Here is a 23,763-nt window from a genome sequence, read left to right as displayed (position 1 = left end):
AGATGTGTATAAGAGACAGAATGTGATCCTTTGCGAAAGAGGCATCCGGACCTTCGAAACCGCTACGAGAAATACGCTGGATCTGGCGTCTATTCCGCTTCTGAAAACTATGACTCACCTGCCGATCATCGTCGATCCAAGCCATGCAACAGGTATCGCAGGACTTGTCAAGCCGATGGCCATGGCAGCTACCGCAGCTGGTGCTGATGGTCTGATGATCGAAGTACATAACAATCCACCTGCAGCGCTTTGCGACGGTGCACAGTCTCTGACTCCGGCTGCGTTTAAAGATGTAATGGATGTGGTAAATCAGATCAGACCACTGGCATACAGAGGATAGAGGTGGTATCATGGAAATAGGAATTGTAGGTCTGGGACTCATTGGAGGCTCCCTGGCCAAGGCGATCAGTCAGAATACCGATAATACTGTTTACGGCTTCGATATTTCCAAGCCGGTGGTACACAAAGCCATGCTCGTAGATGCCATTGAGCAGCCGCTGACAGACGAGCTCCTGTCTCAGTGTGACATTGTCATCGTTGCCCTGTATCCGCAGGATACCGTCGACTACGTGACAAGCCATGCCGATCTTTTTAAGAAGGGCAGTATCGTCTGCGACTGCAGCGGTGTCAAACGCATGGTCTGCGAGCAGCTGATCCCTCTTGCGGAAGAAAAAGGCTTCCTCTTTGTAGGCGGTCATCCGATGGCAGGACGGGAACACTCAGGGTTTACTTATGCAAAGAAGTCGCTCTTCAACAATGCTTCCATGATCTTCACTCCGACCAAAGGACCGATCGAGAGCATGGAAAAACTGAAGAAACTGTTTACTTCAATAGGTTTCACCAACATCGAAATCGCAACGCCGGAAGAACACGACCGCAAGATCGCCTTCACCTCTCAGCTGGCTCACGTGGTATCCAACGCCTACATAAAAAGTCCTACTGCTCAGGAGCACATGGGATTTTCTGCAGGCAGTTACAAAGATCTGACCCGCGTAGCCAAGCTCAACGAGGATATGTGGACTGAGCTGTTCCTGGAAAATCCGGACAACCTGGCAGATGAGATCGACACACTGATCGAAAATCTACAGGAGTACAGCTGGGCGATCCGGGAGAATGACAGCGAGACACTGCGTCAGTTATTAAAGGACGGCAAAGAAAAGAAAGCTATTATCGACGGAGAAATCTTTTAATGATAAGAAGGAGAGAGTATGATCAAAATCCATGTTGCTGCTTCACAGCAGTATGATGTGATCCTCAACAAGGGGATCCTTTCGATGACAGGAATGTATGTCAAGGATGCCCTTGGCCTGCAGGACGATCCGATCACAGGGAAACTGAAAAACAAGAAAATCTGCATCGTTACTGATGAAACGGTGGATCCGCTTTACGGACGTGAAAACCAGACGCTTTGGAGGTCTCTGACGTTGACCGGTTTCGAAGTGCACAAGTATGTGTTCCCAGGCGGCGAAGACAGCAAAAATATGGAGACGATCGAGGAACTGCTGGAGTTTCTTGCTGCAAAGCGCTTTACGCGCACGGATGTGCTGCTGGCGCTGGGCGGCGGGATCGTCGGGGATGTGACAGGTTTTGCGGCAGCGACATACCTGCGCGGCATTGAATTCATCCAGGTTCCGACCACGCTTCTGGCTATCGTGGATTCGTCGGTAGGCGGCAAGACGGGCGTCAACCTTAAGGCTGGAAAAAATCTTGCCGGGGCATTCTGGCAGCCAAGCCTGGTGCTCTTTGATTCGGAGTTTTTAGATACTCTTTCCTATGATATCAAGCTGGACGGGATCGCAGAGGCCATCAAAGCCGGTATCATCGCGGAACCGCTGATCCTGGATTCTATAAAAATGAAGCGTACTTTAGACGACCCGGATTTCCTTATGAATCTGGCATCTTTGGCCATCGAGGTCAAGCGGAAAGTTGTCGAGGAAGATGAACGGGACAATGGCAGTCGTCAGCTTCTCAATTTAGGACATACGCTGGCTCATGCCATCGAAAAGTGCAGTCGATACAAAATCAGTCACGGTCACGCAGTTGCCATGGGAATGAAAATCGTTGCCATTGCTTCTGATCGACTGGGCTGGACGGTGGAGAATTGTTCCGAAGATATTTTAGAGATCCTGGAACGGTTCAAATTCCCGCTTCGCTGTCCGTACAGTGCATGGGAGCTGGCTAATGCGGCAATGCAGGACAAGAAGATCCGCGGGGGTAATATCACCCTGGTCGTACCGGCTAGAATCGGAAAATGCAGGCTGAAGACGATTTCGGTAAATAAACTGGAGCCGTTTATATCGTATGGGTTGTAGGGTTCGAGGTTTCCGGCACGATTTTCTGCTGCAACCGCAGTTTACACGTGCCTTTTACAGAAAAACTTTGGTCGAAAAACGCTTGGCTGGAAGGATTTAACAATATATCAGGAGCTTACAACAATCTGACAGCAAATTCGTGTAGAATTACAGCTTTGTTCACAGCAACTTGATGAAATCCCCCATATTTTGCCGGCTTTTTATGGCCATATCCCCGGTAAAACCTTGAAAATCGTAATGCCAGAACGATGATTTTCTGTTTTTGGATCGAAAATCCCGCGATCCTGCACATTGGATAATATTCCCACACCTGGATGAAATACTATTATGAAGATAAAAATCACACCACAACAATTGAATGGTACTATTGAGGCAATTCCGTCTAAATCCCACGCTCACCGGCTTTTGATCGCACAGAAGCTGGCGTCTCTGCAGGGGTGCGGGCAAGAGATACCCCTGGTGATCCCGACTTTTTCAGAAGACATTGATGCTACGAAAGGCTGCCTGGCGCAGCTGGATCAAAAACTTCCCTGTTTTGATTGCCGGGAAAGTGGATCGACGATCCGCTTTATGATCCCGGTTGCCATGGCATTGAAGGACGAAGCCGTCTTCACCGGATCAGGGAAACTTCCACATCGTCCGCTTTCTCCCTTGAAAGAAGAAATGGAGCGGCACGGCTGCAAATTTGAAATGCTGACGACATCGGCACAAGAGGCTGCAAAGCCTTCAGCGAATGCCGTCGATACGTCAAACACAGGCTGTTCCGGCAGTACCGTCGATACGGCAAACACAAGCTGCTTTGGCAATACCGTCGATCCGGCTTCGGGGCGAGGGATCACTTCGAAAATCTGCCGGATCCAGGGCAGACTGCAGCCGGGTGAATATCGGCTGGCTGGAAATATCAGCTCCCAGTTTATTACTGGACTGTTGTTTGCCCTGCCGCTTCTTGATGGCGACAGCAGTCTGCAGCTGACCACAAAACTGGAATCGGCGGGTTATGTGGATCTGACGCTGCAGGTTTTACGAAAGTTCGGGATCAAGATCCGTGAAGTCAGAGAAAAAATCGCTGAAGCGGAACAAACCGCCTTTCAAAAATGTAAAGAAGCGGCACCATCTGAATCGAGCGATACTCCTGATTCGAGTTCCGAAAACCACTTGATCCGCTATGAGATCCCGGGCAACCAGATTTATCGGGAACCAGCCGGACTGAAAGTCGAAGGCGACTGGTCCAACGCTGCTTTCTGGCTGGTGGCAGGAGCACTTGGCGGCGATATCACCTGCACCGGCCTCGATCCAGATTCCACACAGAGAGATAAGGAAATCATCACCGTGCTGGAAAAAATGGGAGCTAAAATCGAAAGAAAAAATACAAGCTATCACATCGCCGGAAATGGAGTCCCACTCCATGGCGAAACAGTAAGTGCAGCACAATTTCCAGATCTGGTGCCGGTCATGGCCGTTGCAATGACTGGGGCAAGCGGCACATCGACTATTACCGATGCACAAAGGCTTCGCATCAAGGAATCCGACCGGCTGGCAACGGTCTGTGACTTTTTGACCATTCTTGGAACCGATATCAGACAAACAAAAGACGGACTTGTCATCGACAAAAACAATGACCGCACCATTCCCTCCGGGCCTGCTGCCCACTGCCCCGCCCCATCCCTTTGCGGCGGGACAGTCAGCAGCCATAATGACCATCGCATCGCGATGGCAGCTGCCGTCGCCTCTTGCAGAGCCGACGGCCCGGTCATCATTACCGGCGCAGAAGCTGTGAAAAAATCCTACCCGAATTTTTTCACCGACTTCACCAAACTGGGCGGTAAGATCGAGATTTTAGAAGACTAGGATCAAGACCGCCCGGCAGGATCCGGGCAGATAACCATCATTGTCCCGGATCAGCGGTCCGGCAATATGGCATTTGTGCCGGACCTCTCAGGCGGCAGCTCTGCCGTCATGTAAAGCATAGCAAGTCGGCCTCATGCAGATCGCGACACGGCAGCCCTGCCGCAGCCTTCCACTCAACTACTTATAGAGGAGCAACTACATGCAATCAACTTTCGGAAAAAACATCCGCGTTTCCATCTGGGGCGGATCTCACGAACCGGCCATAGGAGTCGATATCGAAGGGATCCCGGTCGGAACACGTATCGATATGAACCAGCTGCGGGCTTTTCTCCAGCGACGCGCACCAGGAAACAGCCCCTTTGCCACCAAGCGCAAAGAACCGGATCTGCCGATCCCTGTTGCAGGGATCGCAGCCTGGGGCGGCGGAACGCCGCCAGAACAGGCGGGCGATCCAGAGCAAGCGGATTCCGGTACAGGCAATCTCGCTTCGAGCAATTCCACCCGGGTCGCAGGCAATCCAGGCGCCCTTGCGGAGGCGCCGGTTATTATCACGACCGCGCCTCTCATCTCCTTTGAGATCCGCAATACCGATACCCGCTCCGGGGACTACAAAGGACTGCGAGCAGTTCCAAGGCCAGGTCACGCTGACTACACAGCGCGGCTTCGCTATGGAGACACACTGAACATGGCAGGCGGCGGACCTTTCTCAGCACGTATGACAGCACCCCTCTGCATCGCAGGCGGGATCGCTTTGCAGATGCTAAAAGAAAAAAACATCGAAATCGGAGCACATCTTTACGCCATTGCAGGCATCGAGGATACCCCTCTGGATCCGGTCAGCGTCAGCGCAGAAACCCTGGTGAAACTGCAGAAAATGGAGTTTCCCGTTCTGTCCGAAACAGCCGGAGAAAAAATGGCGCAAGCCATTTTGCAGGCCAAAAACGACCTGGATTCCGTGGGCGGCATCGTAGAAGTGTGTGCGACAGGACTGCCCGGAGGCATCGGCGGGGCTATGTACGATGGCCTGGAAAGCTATCTGGCACCGATCTTCTTCGGCATACCGGCCGTAAAAGGCGTCGAATTCGGCGCAGGATTTCACGCGGCAGAGCTTCGTGGCTCCGAAAACAATGATCCTTTTTATTACGACTATCACGGGCAAGTAAAAACCAGGACCAACTATCACGGCGGGATCCTGGGAGGCATCACCACCGGCATGCCGCTTCTGGCCCGACTCGCTTTCAAGCCGACTCCATCCATCAGCAGGAAGCAGGATTCGGTGGATCTGGAAGCACATAAAAACGAAACTCTCGTCGTCAAGGGCAGGCACGACCCTTGCGTCGCCGTCAGAGCCGTTCCTATCACAGAAGCCGCTCTGGCTCTTGGTATTTTAGACTGTATTATGGAGGTAACAAAATGACAGATATCAATTTAGATCAGATGAGACAGGACATAGACAATATAGATGAAAAGCTGACCGACCTGTTCAAAGAAAGAATGGAAAAATCCCTGGAAATCGCCAAGTATAAGAAAGGTCACAAAGTACCCGTCTTCTCTGACAAGCGCGAGAAAGAAATTTTGCATAAAGTGTCCGAACAGATCGGTGAACCTTTCGACGGATATGCACGGCTGCTGTTCAATACGATTTTTGACGCCAGCCGTTCCTGCCAGAACAACTATATGGCTAAGAGATCCGACCTGGCTGACCGCATCGAAGAAGCACTGAAAGAAACACCAAACCTCTTCCCGAAAAAGGCAGTCGTTGCCTGCCAGGGCGTTGCAGGATCCTACTCTCAGGCTGCCTGCGAGAAACTCTTTGAAGTGCCGAGCATCATGTATTTCAACAGCTTTGAGGGCGTATTCAATGCCGTTGAAAAAGGCCTTTGCCAGTACGGGATCCTGCCCATCGAAAACAGCTCTTACGGTTCCGTCGGTGCCGTTTACGACCTGATGCAGAACTACAACTTCCATATCGCCAAAGGCATCCGTCTGCGCATCAGCCACAATCTGATGGCAAAGCCGGGAACTGCCCTCTCCGATGTCAAGGAGATCTTCTCCCACGAACAGGCGCTCGGACAGTGCGGCGACTTCCTGAAAGAACTGAAGGATGTGAAAGTGACTGTCGTTGAAAACACGGCCATTGCTGCAAAGATGGTTGCGGAAAGCGATCGCGAGGATGTGGCTGCTATCTGCTCCAAGGAATGCGCTGACCTTTATGGCCTGGACGTGCTGAAAAAGCAGATCCAGCTTTCTGACAACAACTACACTCGCTTCATCTGCATTTCCAAGAAGATGGAGATCTATCCGGGTTCCAATAAGATCAGCCTGATCCTTTCCCTGCCCCACACACCGAGATCCCTGTATCTAGCTATTTCCAAGTTCGCAGCGCTGGGCATCAATCTGACCAAGCTGGAATCCCGTCCGATCCCAGGCAGCGATTTCGAATTCATGTTTTACTTCGATCTGGATGCATCGGTCTACTCGCCTGAACTGATCAATCTTCTCTCCGAAATGGAAAGCCAGCCGGAGACATTCGTATTCCTCGGCTGTTACACGGAGGTCATCTAAATGACGAACGAGAAATACGGACTCATCGGCAAAACTCTGGTTCACAGTTATTCCAAAGAGATCCACGAGGCTCTGGGACGATATCAATATCAGCTTTTCAGCCTCGCCGAAGATGAGATGCCCGACTTTATCAATGCCCGCGATTTTCGCGGGCTCAACGTTACCATTCCTTATAAGAAGGATGTGATCCCTCTTTGCGATGAAGTCACGGATCTGGCTCGCGGGATCGGGGCTGTAAATACTTTGTTCTGGAAAAACGCTTCAGGGGCCGGAGCCTCGGAAAGTATCAGCCAGGAAGACAAGATCCTGGTGGGTCACAACACGGATTATGAAGGATTCCTGTACGCGGCATCGCGTGCAGGAATCGACTTTAAAGGCAAGGGCGTTCTGATCCTGGGCACCGGCGGGACATCCCTGATGGCCCGCCGGGCTGCGGCGGATCAGAACGCCGCAAAGATCTATATCGCTTCCCGCCACCCGGAAACGGATCCGCCATCCGGCTCTGAACTCCAAAATGCCGGGATCCTCAGCACCGTATCCTACGACCAGCTGCCGGAAATCGCAGCCTCTATCGATGTGATCGTCAATACCACACCGGTAGGGACTTTCCCAAACAACATGCAGCAGGTGATCCGCCTAAAGGATTTTCCCGGCTGCCAGGCTGTCATCGATGTGATCTACAACCCGTTTAAAACAGCTCTTCTACTGGAAGCCGAAAAGCTGGGGCTCAAATACACCAATGGCCTTCCTATGCTGGTGGCACAGGCTACCGCAGCAGCCGGATACTTTTTAGGAACGCCGGGAGCTTTTCAGAAAGAAAACCAGCGTATCATCAAATCCATGAAGCAGCGGATGGGCAACATCGTCCTCATCGGCATGCCGGGAACCGGAAAGTCTCTCATCGGGAAGTTTCTGGCAGAACTGACCGGGAAAACTTTGCAGGATACAGACGCCAAGATCGAAGAAGAAGCAAAAATGACTATCCCTGAAATCTTTGAAAAGGAAGGCGAAACGGGGTTCCGCGACCGGGAATCAGCAATCTGCAAAAAACTTGGCAAAGAACGAAACCTGATCATCGCCACTGGCGGCGGAGCGATCCTGCGACCTGAAAACGTAGACGCCCTTCGGCAAAACGGAACACTGGTGCATATCACCCGTTCCATTGATAAGCTGCCGACCCGCGGCAGACCGCTTTCCCAAAATATCGAAACACTAAAAAAAATGGAAGCGCAGCGCATGCCCCTTTACAAAGCAGCAGCCGACATCACCTTCCGCAACAACTATACCTGCTCCCGCAAAAAACTGCGCCAACGGGTAAACACATATATTCTGGAGAAATTGTAACACTAAATTCCCGGAGATATGCTATAATGATCATGATCGCCGGATCTTTGCTCCTACATAGATCCGGCTGGTTATATATTGCAAAGCAAAGCAGTTCCGCAGCTTCCGGTCTTTCCGGCAGTCAGCCGGAACTGTTTTGTTTTTTGGCTGCGTATGGTATAATCCGAGTATTACAACCCATCACAAGGAGGTTTCCAATGACAACAAACAACATCCGGCGATCCTGTGTTGACTGCGCCTCTGCAGGATGCGATCACTGCTCTTTTGAGGAGGCTATTTCCGCAGAATCCAGCGCCTTCCCTGCCTTCTGCAAAACCAGAGATCTGGATCCCGCTATCCTGGAAGAAGCCATGGCTCTTTATACGGAAAATGAAGAAAACAACCGCGTTACCCGCATGTCCGCCCAGGTGGAATACGAGAATTACTGCAAAATGACCCGCGTCGAAGAAATAGCAGAATTTGCAAAGAAAATGGGCTTTAAAAAGCTGGGTATCGCCACCTGTGTCGGTCTGATCACAGAAGCTCGTGCCGCAGCCACTATATTCCGGAGCCACGGATTTGAAGTCACTGGCTTTGGCTGCAAAGTCGGCGCCCAGCGAAAAACTTCTGTGGGCATCGACGCCGCCTGCGAAGATGTCGGTATGAATATGTGCAATCCGATCCTTCAGGCAAAACTTTTGAATGCCGAAAAAACCCAGCTCAACGTAGTTGTCGGCCTTTGCGTAGGTCACGACAGCCTGTTTTACAAGTATTCGGATGCTTTGTGCACCACTTTGGTGACGAAAGATCGCGTGCTGGGACACAACCCGGTCGCCGCACTTTATCAGATCAAAACCTATTATGCAAAACTTTTGCAGGAGGATCATGGGGATCCGGAGAGTGAGGAAATGCGCTAATGTGCCTGAATACACCGGATCCGGCACAGGTCATATCCATTCTGCTCTGAGAGAGCCAGCTGCTATAATAACTCCTGCAACGAAAAACGAAAGGAATTTTACTTTTATGAAATTACTCTATTTAGACTGCGGCATGGGTGCCGCAGGGGATATGCTGGGTGCCGCCCTGGCAGAACTCCTGCCAGATGATGCGCGTGATGCTTTTACCTCGGAGCTCAATGCAGCCGGGATCCCCGGTGTTCACGTTTCTCTGGATCCATCCGTAAAATGCGGTATCACCGGGACCCACCTGACCATTACCGTAAATGGCACAGAGGAGAAAGAAGGCGGGCACAGTCACTCCCACGAGCATAGTCACCATGACCACCAGCATGACCACTCTCATGGGCACAGCCACTCCCATGACCACCAGCACAGCCACTCCCACGACCATCATCATGATCACTCCCACCGCAGCCTCCACGACATCCATCATATCATCGACGACCTGAAACTTCCGGAAGCCGTTCGTACCGATATCCTGGCGGTCTATCGCCTCATCGCGGAAGCCGAAAGCAAAGCTCACGACAAACCGGTAAGCGAGATCCACTTCCATGAAGTCGGCACCATGGATGCTATCGCCGATATCGCCTCCGTCTGCCTGCTTCTCCACAAGCTGGCACCGGATCAGATCATCGCATCCCCCATCCACGTTGGAAGCGGTCAAGTCAAGTGTGCTCATGGGATCCTGCCGGTGCCTGCACCGGCTACCGCCTATATCCTAAAAGACATACCGATTTACAGCGGCAGCATCCAGGGAGAGCTTTGCACTCCTACGGGAGCGGCCCTGCTGAAACATTTCGTCACACGCTTTGATCAGATGCCGTTAATGACCCCGGCGTCCACCGGCTATGGCATGGGGACCAAAGACTTCCCGGCAGCCAACTGCGTGCGCGCGATCCTCGGCGAGAGCTATGCAGAAAACCAGGCAGAAACCATCTGCGAACTCTCATGCAACGTGGACGACATGACCGGCGAAGACATCGCCTTTGCCATAGAAACCTTCCTGCAAAACGGTGCACTGGACGCTTTCACCGTCCCATGCACCATGAAAAAAGGCCGCCCGGGAGTGCTGGTCACGGTCCTTTGCAAGAACCCTGACCAGAAGCAAATGACCAAACTGATCCTGCAGCATACCACCACCCTGGGTGTGCGCAGCGCGATAAAAAAGCGCTGGATCCTGTCGCGCACTGAATCGGAGACCGTGATCCCGGATGACGTGCTGGCAAATGTCTCTGCCCCGAACATGCCGGCAGAATCAAAGGCTCATGAGCTAAAAACAACCGGCGATGACTGTACGATCCGCAGCAAAACATCCACCGGCTTTGGCATAACCCGCAACAAATATGAGCATGACGATCTGGAGAAAATCGCTCGCACCTATGGGCTGACCCTGGCGCAGGTACGTGCCCTGCTTGCCGCCCTGCATCAGCCACAATAGCTCTACAGGTACTCGTTTGAGGAATAGACCCCTCTCTCAAAAGGCTGTATAATAGTACCAAGAAGAGTTTTCAGTTTATTCCGAAAGGAGAGGAGCCATGAAAAAAATATTAATTGTTTTATTGGCCATGGTATTTGCATTTTCACTTGCAGCCTGTGGCGGCGGTGGCGACAAGGACGGCGATAGCGGGAAAGACAAGAAAGCAGAACGCGTCACAACAGCGAGCGGAGCTATTTCTGTAGAAGCGCTGGATATGCCTGACTATATCACAAAGGCGCAAGACGACGATGAAGATATTCTTATGGCAAAGGAAGGAGAAGGATACGGTGTCGGTGACTATGTACTGATCAGCGGCATTTCCAAGGACGATGAGACAAGCCTGAGCTATCCTTCTTATGTAAAGGGACAGGAATATACACTTGATATGCTTCTGTCAGATTTCCAGAATAAAAACTCGTACAAGACTTATACCAAAACCAAGATCGGTGATCAGGAATACGTTCTCTTAGACGAGGATTCTAACCGATACTATTACACGGTGACCAACAATTATCCTGTTCTCATTCAGGTGATCGGCGAATCCATGCAGGATAACGAAGCCGTAACAAAGTCACTGGAATCGATCCAGTATAATTATTAAGACCCTCTTGTTTACGATTACTGCACCATACGAAGTCAGACCCGATGGCGTTGTGGTGTGTTCCCCTTGATGGGAGCACACCATTGTTCAAACGCTTTCGGGTCTTTTTCTCTATGTGCGTTTTGATCTGTTCCAAAATATCGGGAAGACTGTTCATGAAACGGGACCTCATCCATACAATATATCCTCTCACAGAATACAATGTCCTGCATCTACTTTCCTTTAGGTGATAACAGCAAGGAACCGATCGATTTTTCCTCATCAGGTGTATTTATCAAGTGAAATTTTCATGGACTTGACCATATCCGTCAGGATTTTTACCTCCTGAACGCCGCATGTATCTAAAACGGCTAATATATCTGCATACTGATCTCTGCGAGCCGGTGTGGATTCTGACAGCAAATCGTCTGCACTGATGTCAAGAGCCCTTGTAATATCCACAAAAACCTGAAGACTCAGTTTCGTATTGCCCGTTTCGATATGGCTCATGTGGGTAACTGAAATCCCGATTTTTTCTGCCAGCTGCTCCTGGGACATCCCATGCACCTTTCGATATTTCCGTATTTGTTGACCAAGTTGATAATAATCCATATTTACCGCCCATACAGTTTATTTTTACTTGTATTCTATAGGTGTACGTATATAATAAAATAAACTACATAGGCTATTTTATGCCCATACAGTTAATATTATTCGCAAAATCAAGAGCATGAATGGAAGGAGAAAATAATGAGCAAGATCATTAAACTGGAAGGAACAGAAGTTTACATAGGAATGGATGATCAGAAAATCGTGAAAGCACCGATCAGTGCCGTGAATTATCCTAATCCGCAGGTAGGCGATGAAATTCGTATTTTTAAAGACGGGGATACTACGATCATTGCGCGCGCTGCCGCTGCCGCGCCGACAGTGCCGCAGCCACAGCCGCAGAATGTAAACGTCAACGTTGGAAATGTATATGTAGCAAAAGAAAAGCATATGAATAAACACGTCTTTGCATGGGTAGGGAATTTTCTCTTTGGCGCGTTTGGTGTCGATCGCTTTATGAGAGGTCAGGCAGGTCTTGGGATCTTGAAACTTATCACTCTCGGCGGCTGCGGTTTGTGGACACTGATCGATTTCATCATCGCCCTCACAAAAGTATACGGCGGAGCATTCGGCCACGAAGACGAAGTGGTGTTTATCAACGGGAAATACGCACGATAGCCCTTTGCAGCTGCAGAGCCGATATCACATTCAAGAGACTACCGTATCAAACTTTTACAAAGCACATACGGAAGTCTCTTTTATTATCTCCAGATCCCTCTTGCTTTTCTCACACGACTGCGTTATAATGAATCCGACATATGTCGTAAACCTTTTATATGGAAAGGAGATACTCATGGCACGACCAAAACGATGCAGACGCATCTGCACGGAACCGGATTTTGATGCATTTGCACCCGCCGGGATACCCTGCGCAGAAACCGTAACGCTGACACTGGAAGAATACGAAACGATCCGCCTCATCGATCTGGAAAACTGCACTCATCAGCAGTGTGCACAACAGATGGATATCTCCCGCACAACAGTAACGGAACTTTATGAAAAGGCAAGATACAAGATCGCAGACAGTCTTATCGGCGGGAAAAGGCTGGTGATTTCCGGTGGAGATTACCGCCTTTGCGATGGCTCTGCTGCGTTCTGCTGTCACAAAAGATGCCGGGAAAACCCTGCTGATAACGGCAGCAGCGATACCTTGCTGGCTTTGCAATCGAAAGGAGAAAGCACAATGCGTATTGCAGTAACTTATGAAAACGGAGCTGTTTTTCAGCATTTTGGACACACTGAGGAATTCAAAATCTATGACATTGAAGATGGTAAGATACTCAAATCAGAAATAGTAGATACTCAAGGACAGGGACATGGTGCACTGGCTGACTTCCTCTCTTCTGCAAAGGTGGATGCACTTATCTGCGGAGGGATCGGCGGCGGCGCACAGCAGGCACTGAAGAACGCTGCTATCGAACTGTACGGCGGTGTACGCGGCATGACTGATGATGCCGTGGAAGCTTTACTGGACGGCAAACTAGTACCGATCGAAAATCCGACTTGTGCCGGTCACGATCATGGCCACGGCGAAGGCCACTCCTGCGGGAATCATGGAAACGGCCACTCCTGCAGGAATCATGGAAACGGCCATGAACATGCTTGCGGCGGCAACTGCGGCAAGCAGTAGGCGCCATGAATCCGTTAACGGGAATTTTTTCTAATGTGCAGAATTCCCGGTTTTTAGTGGCAAAAACAGAAAGCCATTTAAATGCAGCTCTGGTGACGCCAGAGCTTTGCATAAAAATCTGATATAACCACAAATGCTGTATGTTTATGCAGCATTTTTCTTTTGCGAGAAGAATTTCGAGTCATTTTCACTGGTGCTGCCTTTCCCGGCCTTTTGTGGCTCTAGGTTTTGATCGAGGGGTCTGAAAAAAATCTGAGAATCTGAGTTTTTTCAGAAAGACTTTCTGTTTTTGAGGCTTTTATGATTAGGATCCGCAGAAAATCTTGCCGGGAAAATTCCTTACTGTCTGCTCTACATGCAGTATGTATATGCAGCCATAGCCTGTTTCATATCTCCTCCTTGCCGTCCCTGTCAAAGGGCACAAGGGGCACTAATATACTTCGGCAGCTAACGATCAAATGCAAAAGCTGAGCTCAAGGGGCGTAGCACACAATCAAATTGCCCCTGGCTCAGCTTTTTTATTCCCTATATTATGCGTTCTTTTCTTCGAACTCAAATTCCTCCAGTACCAGCGTGCCTTCTGCATACTCTTTCCGCCAGCGTGCACTGGCTCGCTCTATCCGCTTGCTTCCGATCATACGCGGATCAAATCCCGCCTCTCTGAAAATTTCAGTTGGCTTTTTGCCCGAAAGATATTCCCTCATAAAATGATGTTTAAACTCCCGCGAATACGTGATTCGATCAGGTCCAGATCTTATTACATACGGATTTCGTTCCAGTTCCATAATGGCTTCCTGTGTCAGTCTCATGGAAAACCTCCTTTGTCCGTCAGCAGCAATTTTTAAAATAATATCATACGCTTCATCCATTAACAACCCCCCATAGTACAAAAAGCAAATTAGCGACGTAAAATGACAAAAAACATTGAAAAACAGCCCCTCGAACCTTGTGATGAGCGACAAATGACGGCACAGAAATCATCATGTATAGCAGCAAAAAACAGATCCGCTTCACCCTATAGATATGCTGATCATGGCCTGTTTTACATAATTTTTGCTAAATCTTCGTTTCCGAAAAAATCCGATGCAAATCGAGAATCCATCTCCATCCCAAGTCATGACTATATAATCTAATTCTCTATCTTGCGACTTTTCTTAGCGTTTTAGAGAAAACAGTCACCCTATAGACCATTTGCTCTCTAGTCTATTAAAGTGATCTTCTTGTTTTTAATAAATTTTTCTTCTATATGAAGAATTCATTGCCCGTGTCCTCGGTTCACTGACTTTAAATTCTCGAAAATCACCTGAAAAACTTCAATTCAAAGATTTTGGTAGCCTTCGCGAGACCTTGGTAGCCTTCGCAAAATTTCAGGTCGCTTTCGCCGGGTTTCTTCATTATTTTTGGAGTGCTCCCGTCAGTGTCAGCTATAAATCAAGGGTTCCGGCGAAGCTACCGCTTCACGTCCGTAAAACTGTTGCGGCATTCTGCACAAAATAAAAAAGCGCCTCGCAGGAGACGGTCATGTTGATATAATGTGTGTAAAATAAATAAGCCACAGGCTCATCCTTTAGGCATAATGATAATAACCACAAAACCATAAACCTAGAGGAGGATGAAACCGTGGCTCAAATTAATATTACACTAAATCAAGATGAAATTCTACAGTTAATGGCAACAGATCGTGAGGGTGCATTTAAAAAGCTTTTGCAGGAATCGTTGAATTCTTTTCTGCAAGCCGAATCAACAGAACAGTTGAATGCCGATCCATACGAACGGACGGAAGGACGGACCGATTCCAGAAACGGGTTTCGTGAACGCAATTTGAATACGAGAATCGGAACTATCGTTTTAAAAGTGCCACGTCATCGAAACAGTTCTTTTGAAACTACGATATTTGATGAGTATACTCGTTCAGAGGTCGCACTGGTAGCTTCTATGATGGAAATGGTAGTCAATGGTGTTTCGACCGCTAAACTCAGCAAAGTAGTTGAAACTCTTTGTGGAACCAGTTTTTCCAAAAGTACGGTCTCAAATATTTGCAAAGAACTTAGCAAAAGAGTCAATGAATTCCTGACCAGTTCCATTACTGGAGAATATCCTTTCATTACAGTCGATGCAACATACTTTAAAGTCCGTGAGGATCGTAAGATCATCTCGAAAGCACTGATGGTTGCTTATGCAGTCAATAACGCAGGGATCCGTGAAGTTGTAGGTTTTGGAGTATATAAAAATGAATCCTAGGAAACCTGGAAAGACTTTTTCTTAACTTTAAAAAATCGAGGGCTATCCGGTGTGAAAATGATCACATCAGATGCACACGAAAGTATCCAATATGCGATTTCGCATGTATTTCCAGAAGTTCCATGGCAACGCTGCCAGGTGCACTTTTCCAGAAATATCATTGATAAAGTTCCGAAAAGATGCCAAGAAGGACTTCGCACAGAATTACGGGAGATGTTTGCTTGTGAAACACTTGAAAAAGCCAGAGATCGTCGAGACGAGATCTTGAATGATTACAGGGAAGTGGCTGAAAATGCAATGGAATGTTTAGAAAAAGGATTTGATAGTGCGATGACAGTAATGATCTTTTCTCAAACCACTCGAAAAGCGTTACGCTCTTCTAATCATATTGAACGCCTGAACCGGGAGTTAAAACGCAGATCCAACGTGATCGGGATTTTTCCTAACAGTGAATCATTGCTGAGACTTATGGGATCTGTGATCCTGGAGAGAAACGATGTTTTAAAAGAACGTGCACAAAGGCTTTTCTATCAGCCGACCTACAGGGAAATCATGCATAAATCAGATGAACTGCGAAAAATCGCAATGGAGCAAAGACAGATGCTGGCAGCTTGACTGATTATCACCTAAAGGTTTTTACACACAAATTTACACTTGACTCCGTGAAACTCCCGCCCCATTGACATTCCCGTCAAGAAACCCTATTATACTTAGGTAACTAAGTATTTGCACGGAGGTCATCATGAACTCATCCCCTATTTACCGCCAGATCAATATCCTGGCCAACCGCCAGCGCAGGCATTTCGACCGGCTGACGGCGGAGGCGCCATTCAGCGGAGCTCAGGGGCGAGTCCTGCATTATCTGCTGGACCACCCGGATGAAGAAATCTTTCAGAAGGACATCGAAGAAGAATTCGGGCTGCGCCCTTCCACCGCGACCACCCTGTTGCAGAGCATGGAGCGCAAGGGACTCCTGCGCCGGGAACCATCCGAAAAAGACGCCCGGTATAAGAAGCTGACCCTGACGCCAGAGGCCGAAAAACACCGGGGAGCGCTCTTTGCAGAAATGAGCCAGCTGACCGAAAAGCTGGCCGGCAGCATAGCGCCGGACGACCTGAAAACCTGGCAAAAAGTCACCGAACAAATGATAAAAAATCTAAAATAAAGAGGCATAAAAATGAAGCAAGAAACGAAAGAAACCAGTATTTTCGTGCGATTCCTGGTGTACGTGACGGGGTTCCTCATCATGACGCTGGGGATCGCCATTTCCGTTAAATCCGACCTGGGCGTGTCGCCGGTCAGCTCGATCCCGTACACCATGACCTGCGTGTGGGGCATCGAAATGGGCAAAGCCACCATCCTCTTTCACGTGGGGCTGGTGCTGCTGCAGATCATCCTGTTGCGGCGCGCGTTCCAGCTGAAAAACCTGCTGCAGATACCCGTCGGCATCCTGTTCGGCTACCTGACCACATTTTCCAACTACCTGATGACGTTCCTGCCCGACCCGGAGCACCTCTACATCCAGCTGCTCATGATGGTCGTCAGCGCCGTACTCATCGCCATCGGGATCTTCTTTTACGTGCCGATGGATCTGGTGCCGCTAGCCGGCGAGGGCGCCATGCTGGCCATCTCCAAAGTCACAAGAAAACCGTTTTCCACCATCAAGCTGATCTTCGACATCAGCATGGTCGTCATCTCGCTGATCACCTGCCTGGTGCTGATCCACTCGCTGGGGAGCGTGGGCCTGGGGACGGTCATCGCCGCGATCCTGGTGGGCATGAGCCTGAAAGTCATCACCCGCTTCTTCGGCCCGGCCCGCGACCGCGTATTCCGCATCCATACGAAGGCTGCCCCTGCTTCTTCTGCAAAGGCCCCTGCCCTGCCGCAGCTTATGAAAAAGGATGTCTACACAGTCAACGGTGACGCCAGCCTGACCGCCGTGCTGGATCTGCTGACGGAAAAAGGCATCAGCGGCGTTCCCGTGGTCGATGGCGACCAGTCGCTGATCGGATTTATCTCCGACGGAGATATTCTTCGGTTTCTCGCCGCCGAGCATCCCCTCTACGTCAATCCTTCGTCCCTTATGACCATGGATTTTGACGAAAAACTGCAGGAGCTGATGCACTGCAAAGTCCGGGACGTCGCCCGCAAATCCGTCATCACGGTAAACCTGTCGGACGATCTGGGAACCGTCTGCCACGTGCTTTCCGATCATCATATCAAGAAAGCGCCGGTCCTGGATGACGGCGATATGGTGGGGGTCATCAACGCCAGCAATATCACCAAGTACGCATTCCGGAGGCTGGAGGGGATCCGCTAGGGCCTACCGAATCCCCATCATCGACCGGCTATCCAAAATTTCAAAGTCCGCAAAGAAAAAAGCTGAGCACAGGGCGCAACACACAGTTAAATTGCCCCAGCTCAGCTTTTTCATTTCGTTTTATGCGTTTTTCTTCAGAGTATCGGACTCCAGTACGAGAGTCCCTGCTTCGTATTCCTTCCGCCAGCGAGCACTGGCACGTTCAATGCGCTTCGCGCCTATCATACGAGGGTCAAATCCCGCAGCTCTAAAAATTTCTGTCGGTTTCTTCCCTGCGAGATATTCGCACATAAAAAGATGCTTGAATTCCCGAGAGTAGGTGATCCGATCCGGGCCAGATCTTAGGACATATGGATTCCGTTCCAGTTCCGTAATGGCTTCTTTTATCAATCTCATGGAAACTCTCCTTTACTTTATTGCTTTTCACGATAGTAACATGACCCCCGAACAGGGACAACCCTTCTGGCGCGAAACGCAAAATTGCGACGTGAAACGACATAAAAAAGGACCATACCACCAGATATGATCCTTTTTCTTGGATATTGAAAACTTTTTATGCTTTGCGTCTTCTAAACACGACTGTCCCTGCAATGCCCAGTATGCTTGCTGCCAGCAGTGCGATCCACAGTTCCATGTGGGAGGAATCGCCTGTCGCCACAGCATTGTCATCGGAGCCGCTCTGATCTGAGCTTCCCGGCTGCGTTGGCGTTACGCTGTCTTTTGCAAAGACAGCTGTCAAGGTCTGCGTTTGCGTCACCTGGAAAGTGTAGGAAGCATCCTTGCTCACTGCCACTCCATCTTCATCCTGCCACTGCACGAAGTGGTAGCCTTTATTTGCTTCTGCTTTTACGGCAGCCGTAGAATACATATCATAGGAACCTGCGCCGCTGACCGTTCCGCCCTCAGCAGGAGAAGCCTCAAGGCTGATCTCGCACTGTTCCTTTGGAGCTCTGAGGATGAAGTGGCTGGCTGCATTGCCTTCTTTGTCTACTACAGTAAGCGGAGTATCTGTACTGCCATCATGAATAGCTTTTTTAGCAAAGCTTCCACCTACCGGTACCGCAATATAGTCGTTTACTGTGCCCATATCTTCCGGTGTAAAATGCCAATAGTTCTGCATCGGTCGATACGATTCAATTACGGAATTTTCATCCATAGCAATCTATTCTACCCAGAACTGACTAAGGGAATTTTCGCTTTTATTCACTGTCAGCTGGCTGTTTGCCAAGTCGATCCCGCCATCTGTCATCCAGGACAGGTGATGTAATGTGATGTTGCTGTTGATGAGGGTTAGAACAGGAAGATTTCCTATATTTCCGTTCTCGAGAGTTCCCTCTGTCATCGTCAAATTTTTAATCGTTAATGCACCGGAAATCCTTACATTGCTCTGCAAGGTTGCACCAGTTTCACCTTCAATCGTAACTGCCTGCGCTGCAGCACTTGTATTTCTCGTGATTTCCTCAACACTGCAATTCCCCTTCACATTAATCTGACAGTCCTGATTCGGCAATTTCACCGTCCCCGTTACCGTCAGATCCTGCATCGTCAAGGTATTCGTGGATGCATCCCAGGTATAGCCGTCATCCTCCAGCATTGTACCGCTCTTCAGATTCAGATCTCCGTTCACCGTGTGTCCGCCGGTCGCCTATCCGCTGGTGCTACTCCATAAAAAAGGGACCTTATCCTTTTGGATACGATCCCTTTGATTATCGCTTCATTATATTGCATCCTTATGCTTTCCGTTTCCTGTACAGCATCCCTGCGGCGCCGCCGGCCGCCAGCAGTGCCAGAATTCCATAGAGTACGACGTTGCTGTCATCACCGGTCTCGGCGAATTTGTCCGCATTGTCCTTTGCAGGAGCTGCTGCAGCCTCACCCGTCCCCGGATCCTCTGCGCCCGTTGCCGGGATCACTTCCGGCTTTTCGATCTGCTGCGTACCATTTTCATCTGCAAAGAGCAGTCCGCAGTTTTCGCATTTCCAGTAGGCTTCGTGACCATCCTCCGTGCAGGTAGCAGGCCGTTCCGCCACCGCTTTTAGGATATGTTTGCCATAGTAGTCTTTGCAGATATTAGTTTTTACAGTCTGCGTGGGAACCGTTTCCACACCGTCTGTATCAGCAGGCGTTTCTCCGCCAATTGCCTGAAGCCCTGCGTTTTTTTCGATATCAAAAGAGGACGAGTGAAATTCACCAGTGTCATAATATGTTTCTCCAGCAAATCCTCCGGCTTTGTACCTTGAAGAAGCCACGGTTATGGTTCCTGCCGCGTGACTGTTGGAAATCGTGCTATGCTGGATGTATCCTGTAAAACCGCCTGCCTGCGGCTCGACGCCCTCCACCGTGCTCACTACATCACCAAAAGCTGCACAATTACTGATTGTTCCCAAATGCGTAATCATCCCAACAAAACCGCCTGCAGTATTGCCGCTTGCAGTAACTTTGCCGAAAGCCGCGCAGCGATTTACCTGGCTCTCGTCCGACAGAAATCCTGCGAAACCTCCAACTGTTTTGGCTCCGCTAACATCTCCCCGTGCGGCACAGTTTTTATAGGTTCCAAAATCATCCTGCCCGACAAAACCTCCTGTCGAGTGGGAACCTGTCACTTTTACGTCCGCCGTACAGTTTTCATAAATTCCTCGATGACTATCTCCGACCAGACCTCCAGTATAATTGCCTTTGCTCTCCACGGTACCACTGACCGAACAATCTTTTATATTGATCTCACTACCTTTGCTACCCCATGCTGCTCCCACCAGAATGCCTATTTTTCCATAATCATAAGAATTCTTCGCATCTTTTTTTACATAAGCATCTTTGACGGTAAGATGCTTGATCTCGTATCCATAGACGATCCCGAAAAGTCCCCCGCAAAATCCAGATTGACTTTCATCCACATACAGACCCGTGATCGTCTTGCCGTTTCCATCAAAATACCCGGAAAAGTTATAATGCCTCAGCGATAAGTCCCCTGAGCCGATGGGGATCCAGCGATGAGCCGACAGATTTAGATCCGCCGTCAGCTTGAAGTGCTCCCCGCTGTGCTTCTTGCTCTCATCTCCTGAATTGATATCTGCCGCCAGCTTTGCCATCTGCTGCGGCGTTGCGATCTGATACGGGTCTTCTGCCGTTCCGCTTCCTCCTGCAAAGGCCGCTGCCGCATGATCCGTCCAGATTCCCGGCGGTTCCGCAGGCGTCGTCTTTGCATTATCTGCATACGCTGCCGCCGGCATCAGCGCCACGCACAGCATCAAGCATACTATCATGGGTATGATCTTGTGTTTCATAAGCTTCCCTCTCCTGCAATCGTCTCCTGAAAATGATACTCGTAATTTTTACTATTTTACCATACTCCCTTAGAGAACTCCCCCTCCCAGGCACGAAAAGCAAAATCACGACGTGAAACGACAAGGACCAGTCTCCAAAAGGCACTTTTTTATTTATCTGTCAATGCCGCACCCTACAGATGCAACACTCTGTCTTTGATTTCCTGCGTCCGACCCTGGTTCCAGAACTGGGTTCCGATATAGCCGCAGGTCCGTCTTGCTACGAACAGCTGATCCTGGTCGCGGTTGCCACAGTTCGGGCATTCCCAGACCAGCTTGCCGGAATCGTCAGTGACGATCTTGATCTCTCCGTCATAGCCGCACACCTGGCAGTAGTCGCTCTTCGTATTAAGCTCTGCATATACGATATTATCGTATATGAACTTCATCACAGAAAGAACCGCTTCAATGTTGTTCTGCAGATTCGGCACTTCCACATAACTGATAGCTCCACCCGGGGAAAGCTTCTGGAATTCCGCCTCAAACTTCAGCTTGCTGAAAGCGTCGATCTCTTCTGTAACGTGTACGTGATAACTGTTTGTAATGTAATTCTTGTCCGTAACTCCTTTGATGATGCCAAAACGTTTCTGCAGACACTTTGCAAAACGATACGTCGTGGATTCCATCGGAGTTCCATAAACGGAATAGCTGATTCTTTCTGCCGCTTTCCACTCCTGACACTTGTCATTGAGTTTCTGCATTACGGACAATGCGAATTCCTGTCCCTCCGGAGAAGTATGAGATTTGCCGATCATGCGGACGCACATTTCACACAGTCCCGCATAGCCCAGCGAAATAGTGGAGTATCCGTCAAACAGCAGCTTGTCAATGGTCTCTCCCTTCTTCAAACGCGCCAGTGCGCCGTGCTGCCACAGGATAGGAGCAACGTCTGACTTGGTTCCCAAAAGTCTCTCATGTCTGCACCGTAATGCTCTGTGACAAAGTTCCAGACGATCTTCCAGGATCGCCCAGAAGCGATCCATATCCCCTTCTGCCGAGCAGGCCACATCAACTAAGTTGATGGTAACAACGCCCTGGTTGAACCGGCCATAATACTTCCTCGATCCATCCGGATTTCTCTGTCCGTCCTCTACCGTCGGGAAAGATCTGCATCCCATGCACGGATACACATCGCCCTTCTTGAGAGAACGCATCACCTTTGCAGAGATATAGTCAGGCACCATACGTTTTGCCGTGCATTTTGCAGCAAGCTCTGTAAGATACCAGTATCTCGAATCTTCCGTTACATTGTCTTCATCCAGCACATAGACCAGTTTCGGGAACGCCGGCGTGATCCACACACCTTTTTCGTTCTTGACACCCTGCATTCTCTGCAGAAGCGCTTCTTCGATGAGCATCGCCAGGTCGTCTCTGGTTTTTCCTTCCGGAACTTCGTCCAGATACATGAACATGGTTACAAACGGCGCCTGTCCGTTACAGGTCATCAGAGTGATCAGCTGATACTGGATCGTCTGTATCCCGCTCTGAACTTCCTTTCTCAAACGGCGTTCCACGATCTTGGAAATAATATCGAGATCCATATCTTCGCCAAGGGCTTCTCTTTCTTCGATGACCGCCTTGCGGATCTTTTCTCTGCTCACGTCCACGAACGGGGCCAGGTGAGATAATGTAAAGGACTGTCCGCCGTACTGGTTACTTGCCACCTGTGCAACGATCTGAGTCGTGATGTTGCAGGCAGTGGAAAAACTATGCGGCTTTTCGATCAAAGTCTCGCTGATGACCGTCCCGTTCTGGAGCATGTCCTCCAGGTTGATCAGGTCGCAGTTGTGTTCCTTCTGTGCAAAATAGTCAGAGTCGTGGAAATGGATGATCCCCTTCTCATGAGCTCTAACCACTTCTTCCGGCAGCAGTACACGCATTGTCAGATCCTTGCTGACCTCTCCCGCCATATAGTCGCGCTGGGTGGAGTTGATCACCGGATTCTTGTTGGAGTTTTCCTGATTTACCTCTTCGTTGAGATGCTCGATGAGGGACAGTATCCCATTGTCCGTGGTATTGGACTTTCTGGAAAGCTCACGTTTATAACGATATCTTACATATTTCTGTGCTACTTCGTAGCCGCGCATCTCCATGATAGCCGTCTCCACCATATCCTGGATATCTTCTACATGAACCGCATGGGTCATCTCGGAGATCTTAGCCGCTACATTGTCTGCGATCGCCTGGATCTGATATTCGTTCAGCTGATAGATCGGTGCCACCTCCTGGTTTGCAGCCTTGATGGCATTGGCGATTTTAAGCAGATCAAAAGAGACCTCCTCACCATTTCGTTTGATTACATTTACTTTTACATCTGTCTCCATAGGGGTCTCCTTTCCTCTTTTCGATCAGATTTCCCCGGCTGCCAGCCTCACGCAGCCCTCTGATCTTCACTGTGATTTACTACTACATATTGAGCTCTGACACTTCGCTTTCTCATGCAAAATCCTGTTTCAGAGCAAACAAAAAAGCCCCGGAAACACGCAAAGTTCCAGAAATCCCAGCCCTTCTATGCATCCTCAGCCTTTGCATTTTCTTCCAATATATCGAATATTTTGTTGTCTTTTCTCGTTTTA

General features: G+C 49.4%; 20 protein-coding genes and 2 pseudogenes. 15 read left to right on the top strand and 7 right to left on the bottom strand.

The genetic code is table 11. From position 1 onward, the window contains the following. The 10 genes and pseudogenes from H8876_RS04240 to H8876_RS04195 form a co-directional block, all read left to right on the top strand. Positions 1-340 (top strand): annotated as a pseudogene (locus tag H8876_RS04240) (3-deoxy-7-phosphoheptulonate synthase); the annotation flags it as partial. A 10-nt stretch (positions 341-350) separates the two neighbouring features. After that, the gene (locus H8876_RS04235; RefSeq protein ID WP_249286665.1) at positions 351-1,190 is read left to right on the top strand and encodes a prephenate dehydrogenase; all 840 of its coding nucleotides are present in this window, start codon (positions 351-353) and stop codon (positions 1,188-1,190) included. Between the two features lie 18 nt (positions 1,191-1,208). Continuing rightward, a complete protein-coding gene (aroB, locus tag H8876_RS04230) occupies positions 1,209-2,312 on the top strand; it encodes a 3-dehydroquinate synthase (protein WP_249286664.1) in 1,104 nt (367 codons plus the stop codon). 327 nt (positions 2,313-2,639) lie between these two features. Continuing rightward, positions 2,640-4,160 carry a 3-phosphoshikimate 1-carboxyvinyltransferase gene (locus H8876_RS04225; protein ID WP_249286663.1) on the top strand — a complete coding sequence of 507 codons (1,521 nt, stop codon included), beginning with the start codon at positions 2,640-2,642 and terminating at the stop codon, positions 4,158-4,160. A 199-nt stretch (positions 4,161-4,359) separates the two neighbouring features. Continuing rightward, positions 4,360-5,577, top strand: a complete 1,218-nt coding sequence (gene aroC, locus H8876_RS04220) for a chorismate synthase (protein WP_249286662.1) — start codon at positions 4,360-4,362, stop codon at positions 5,575-5,577. Further along, positions 5,574-6,725, top strand: a complete 1,152-nt coding sequence (locus H8876_RS04215) for a bifunctional chorismate mutase/prephenate dehydratase (protein WP_249286661.1) — start codon at positions 5,574-5,576, stop codon at positions 6,723-6,725. The genes aroC and H8876_RS04215 overlap by 4 nt, the downstream gene beginning before the upstream one ends. Then, entirely contained in the window at positions 6,726-8,069 is a 1,344-nt protein-coding gene (locus tag H8876_RS04210) for a shikimate kinase (RefSeq protein WP_249286660.1), read from the top strand. Between the two features lie 197 nt (positions 8,070-8,266). After that, positions 8,267-8,965, top strand: a complete 699-nt coding sequence (locus tag H8876_RS04205) for a DUF1847 domain-containing protein (RefSeq protein ID WP_249286659.1) — start codon at positions 8,267-8,269, stop codon at positions 8,963-8,965. Between the two features lie 106 nt (positions 8,966-9,071). Continuing rightward, the gene (gene larC, locus H8876_RS04200) at positions 9,072-10,445 is read left to right on the top strand and encodes a nickel pincer cofactor biosynthesis protein LarC (RefSeq protein ID WP_249286658.1); all 1,374 of its coding nucleotides are present in this window, start codon (positions 9,072-9,074) and stop codon (positions 10,443-10,445) included. Positions 10,446-10,542: 97 nt separating this feature from the next. Then, positions 10,543-11,085: an LptM family lipoprotein gene (locus tag H8876_RS04195; protein ID WP_249286657.1), complete on the top strand. Its 543-nt coding sequence runs from the start codon at positions 10,543-10,545 to the stop codon at positions 11,083-11,085. Positions 11,086-11,346: 261 nt separating this feature from the next. On the opposite strand, the gene H8876_RS04190 is transcribed toward H8876_RS04195, so the two are convergent. Beyond that, the gene (locus H8876_RS04190) at positions 11,347-11,676 is read right to left on the bottom strand and encodes a helix-turn-helix domain-containing protein (RefSeq protein ID WP_177265169.1); all 330 of its coding nucleotides are present in this window, start codon (positions 11,674-11,676) and stop codon (positions 11,347-11,349) included. A gap of 138 nt (positions 11,677-11,814) precedes the next feature. Between H8876_RS04190 and H8876_RS04185 the strand changes: the two genes are divergently transcribed. Both H8876_RS04185 and H8876_RS04180 read left to right on the top strand, forming a co-directional pair. Then, positions 11,815-12,291, top strand: a complete 477-nt coding sequence (locus H8876_RS04185; protein WP_249286656.1) for a TM2 domain-containing protein — start codon at positions 11,815-11,817, stop codon at positions 12,289-12,291. 175 nt (positions 12,292-12,466) lie between these two features. After that, positions 12,467-13,303 carry a DUF134 domain-containing protein gene (locus H8876_RS04180; protein ID WP_249286655.1) on the top strand — a complete coding sequence of 279 codons (837 nt, stop codon included), beginning with the start codon at positions 12,467-12,469 and terminating at the stop codon, positions 13,301-13,303. 530 nt (positions 13,304-13,833) lie between these two features. Here the strand turns inward: H8876_RS04180 and H8876_RS04175 are convergent. Further along, a complete protein-coding gene (locus tag H8876_RS04175; RefSeq protein ID WP_249286654.1) occupies positions 13,834-14,112 on the bottom strand; it encodes an HTH domain-containing protein in 279 nt (92 codons plus the stop codon). Positions 14,113-14,971: 859 nt separating this feature from the next. On the opposite strand from H8876_RS04175, the pseudogene H8876_RS04170 reads away from it, so the two are divergent. From H8876_RS04170 to H8876_RS10225, 3 genes and pseudogenes are all read left to right on the top strand, one after another. Beyond that, positions 14,972-16,159: pseudogene (locus H8876_RS04170) on the top strand (IS256 family transposase). A gap of 127 nt (positions 16,160-16,286) precedes the next feature. Further along, the gene (locus tag H8876_RS04165; RefSeq protein WP_249286653.1) at positions 16,287-16,709 is read left to right on the top strand and encodes a MarR family winged helix-turn-helix transcriptional regulator; all 423 of its coding nucleotides are present in this window, start codon (positions 16,287-16,289) and stop codon (positions 16,707-16,709) included. 12 nt (positions 16,710-16,721) lie between these two features. After that, positions 16,722-17,864, top strand: a complete 1,143-nt coding sequence (locus H8876_RS10225) for a DUF6198 family protein (protein ID WP_346727833.1) — start codon at positions 16,722-16,724, stop codon at positions 17,862-17,864. A 120-nt stretch (positions 17,865-17,984) separates the two neighbouring features. Here the strand turns inward: H8876_RS10225 and H8876_RS04150 are convergent, their stop codons facing one another. The 5 genes from H8876_RS04150 to nrdD all read right to left on the bottom strand — a co-directional run bounded on the left by H8876_RS04150 (position 17,985) and on the right by nrdD (position 23,511). Beyond that, positions 17,985-18,260, bottom strand: a complete 276-nt coding sequence (locus H8876_RS04150) for an HTH domain-containing protein (RefSeq protein WP_249286652.1) — start codon at positions 18,258-18,260, stop codon at positions 17,985-17,987. A gap of 157 nt (positions 18,261-18,417) precedes the next feature. Next, entirely contained in the window at positions 18,418-19,020 is a 603-nt protein-coding gene (locus H8876_RS04145; protein WP_249286651.1) for an InlB B-repeat-containing protein, read from the bottom strand. Positions 19,021-19,026: 6 nt separating this feature from the next. Beyond that, the gene (locus H8876_RS04140) at positions 19,027-19,491 is read right to left on the bottom strand and encodes a hypothetical protein (protein ID WP_249286650.1); all 465 of its coding nucleotides are present in this window, start codon (positions 19,489-19,491) and stop codon (positions 19,027-19,029) included. 103 nt (positions 19,492-19,594) lie between these two features. After that, positions 19,595-21,148, bottom strand: coding sequence for an LPXTG cell wall anchor domain-containing protein (locus tag H8876_RS04135; protein ID WP_249286649.1), 1,554 nt, complete (start codon positions 21,146-21,148; stop codon positions 19,595-19,597). Positions 21,149-21,321: 173 nt separating this feature from the next. Next, positions 21,322-23,511, bottom strand: a complete 2,190-nt coding sequence (gene nrdD, locus H8876_RS04130; protein ID WP_249286648.1) for an anaerobic ribonucleoside-triphosphate reductase — start codon at positions 23,509-23,511, stop codon at positions 21,322-21,324. Positions 23,512-23,763: the final 252 nt, after the last annotated feature.

This window comes from Lentihominibacter faecis (assembly GCF_014306095.1).
Taxonomy (GTDB): Bacteria; Bacillota; Clostridia; order Peptostreptococcales; family Anaerovoracaceae; genus Lentihominibacter; species Lentihominibacter faecis.
Note: the sequence above shows the minus strand (reverse complement) of the source record. Positions and strands in the feature narration are given on the sequence as shown.

Coding starts and splice junctions, on each gene's coding strand:
- H8876_RS04165 (WP_249286653.1), top strand. CDS start 16,287: ATGAACTCATCCCCTATTTACCGCCAGATCAATATCCTGGCCAACCGC.
- aroC (WP_249286662.1), top strand. CDS start 4,360: ATGCAATCAACTTTCGGAAAAAACATCCGCGTTTCCATCTGGGGCGGA.
- H8876_RS04210 (WP_249286660.1), top strand. CDS start 6,726: ATGACGAACGAGAAATACGGACTCATCGGCAAAACTCTGGTTCACAGT.
- larC (WP_249286658.1), top strand. CDS start 9,072: ATGAAATTACTCTATTTAGACTGCGGCATGGGTGCCGCAGGGGATATG.
- aroB (WP_249286664.1), top strand. CDS start 1,209: ATGATCAAAATCCATGTTGCTGCTTCACAGCAGTATGATGTGATCCTC.
- H8876_RS04235 (WP_249286665.1), top strand. CDS start 351: ATGGAAATAGGAATTGTAGGTCTGGGACTCATTGGAGGCTCCCTGGCC.
- H8876_RS04190 (WP_177265169.1), bottom strand. CDS start 11,676: ATGGATTATTATCAACTTGGTCAACAAATACGGAAATATCGAAAGGTG.
- H8876_RS04175 (WP_249286654.1), bottom strand. CDS start 14,112: ATGAGACTGACACAGGAAGCCATTATGGAACTGGAACGAAATCCGTAT.
- H8876_RS04205 (WP_249286659.1), top strand. CDS start 8,267: ATGACAACAAACAACATCCGGCGATCCTGTGTTGACTGCGCCTCTGCA.
- H8876_RS04215 (WP_249286661.1), top strand. CDS start 5,574: ATGACAGATATCAATTTAGATCAGATGAGACAGGACATAGACAATATA.
- H8876_RS04180 (WP_249286655.1), top strand. CDS start 12,467: ATGGCACGACCAAAACGATGCAGACGCATCTGCACGGAACCGGATTTT.
- H8876_RS04150 (WP_249286652.1), bottom strand. CDS start 18,260: ATGAGATTGATAAAAGAAGCCATTACGGAACTGGAACGGAATCCATAT.
- H8876_RS04195 (WP_249286657.1), top strand. CDS start 10,543: ATGAAAAAAATATTAATTGTTTTATTGGCCATGGTATTTGCATTTTCA.
- H8876_RS04135 (WP_249286649.1), bottom strand. CDS start 21,148: ATGAAACACAAGATCATACCCATGATAGTATGCTTGATGCTGTGCGTG.
- H8876_RS04185 (WP_249286656.1), top strand. CDS start 11,815: ATGAGCAAGATCATTAAACTGGAAGGAACAGAAGTTTACATAGGAATG.
- H8876_RS04145 (WP_249286651.1), bottom strand. CDS start 19,020: ATGGATGAAAATTCCGTAATTGAATCGTATCGACCGATGCAGAACTAT.
- H8876_RS10225 (WP_346727833.1), top strand. CDS start 16,722: ATGAAGCAAGAAACGAAAGAAACCAGTATTTTCGTGCGATTCCTGGTG.
- H8876_RS04225 (WP_249286663.1), top strand. CDS start 2,640: ATGAAGATAAAAATCACACCACAACAATTGAATGGTACTATTGAGGCA.
- nrdD (WP_249286648.1), bottom strand. CDS start 23,511: ATGGAGACAGATGTAAAAGTAAATGTAATCAAACGAAATGGTGAGGAG.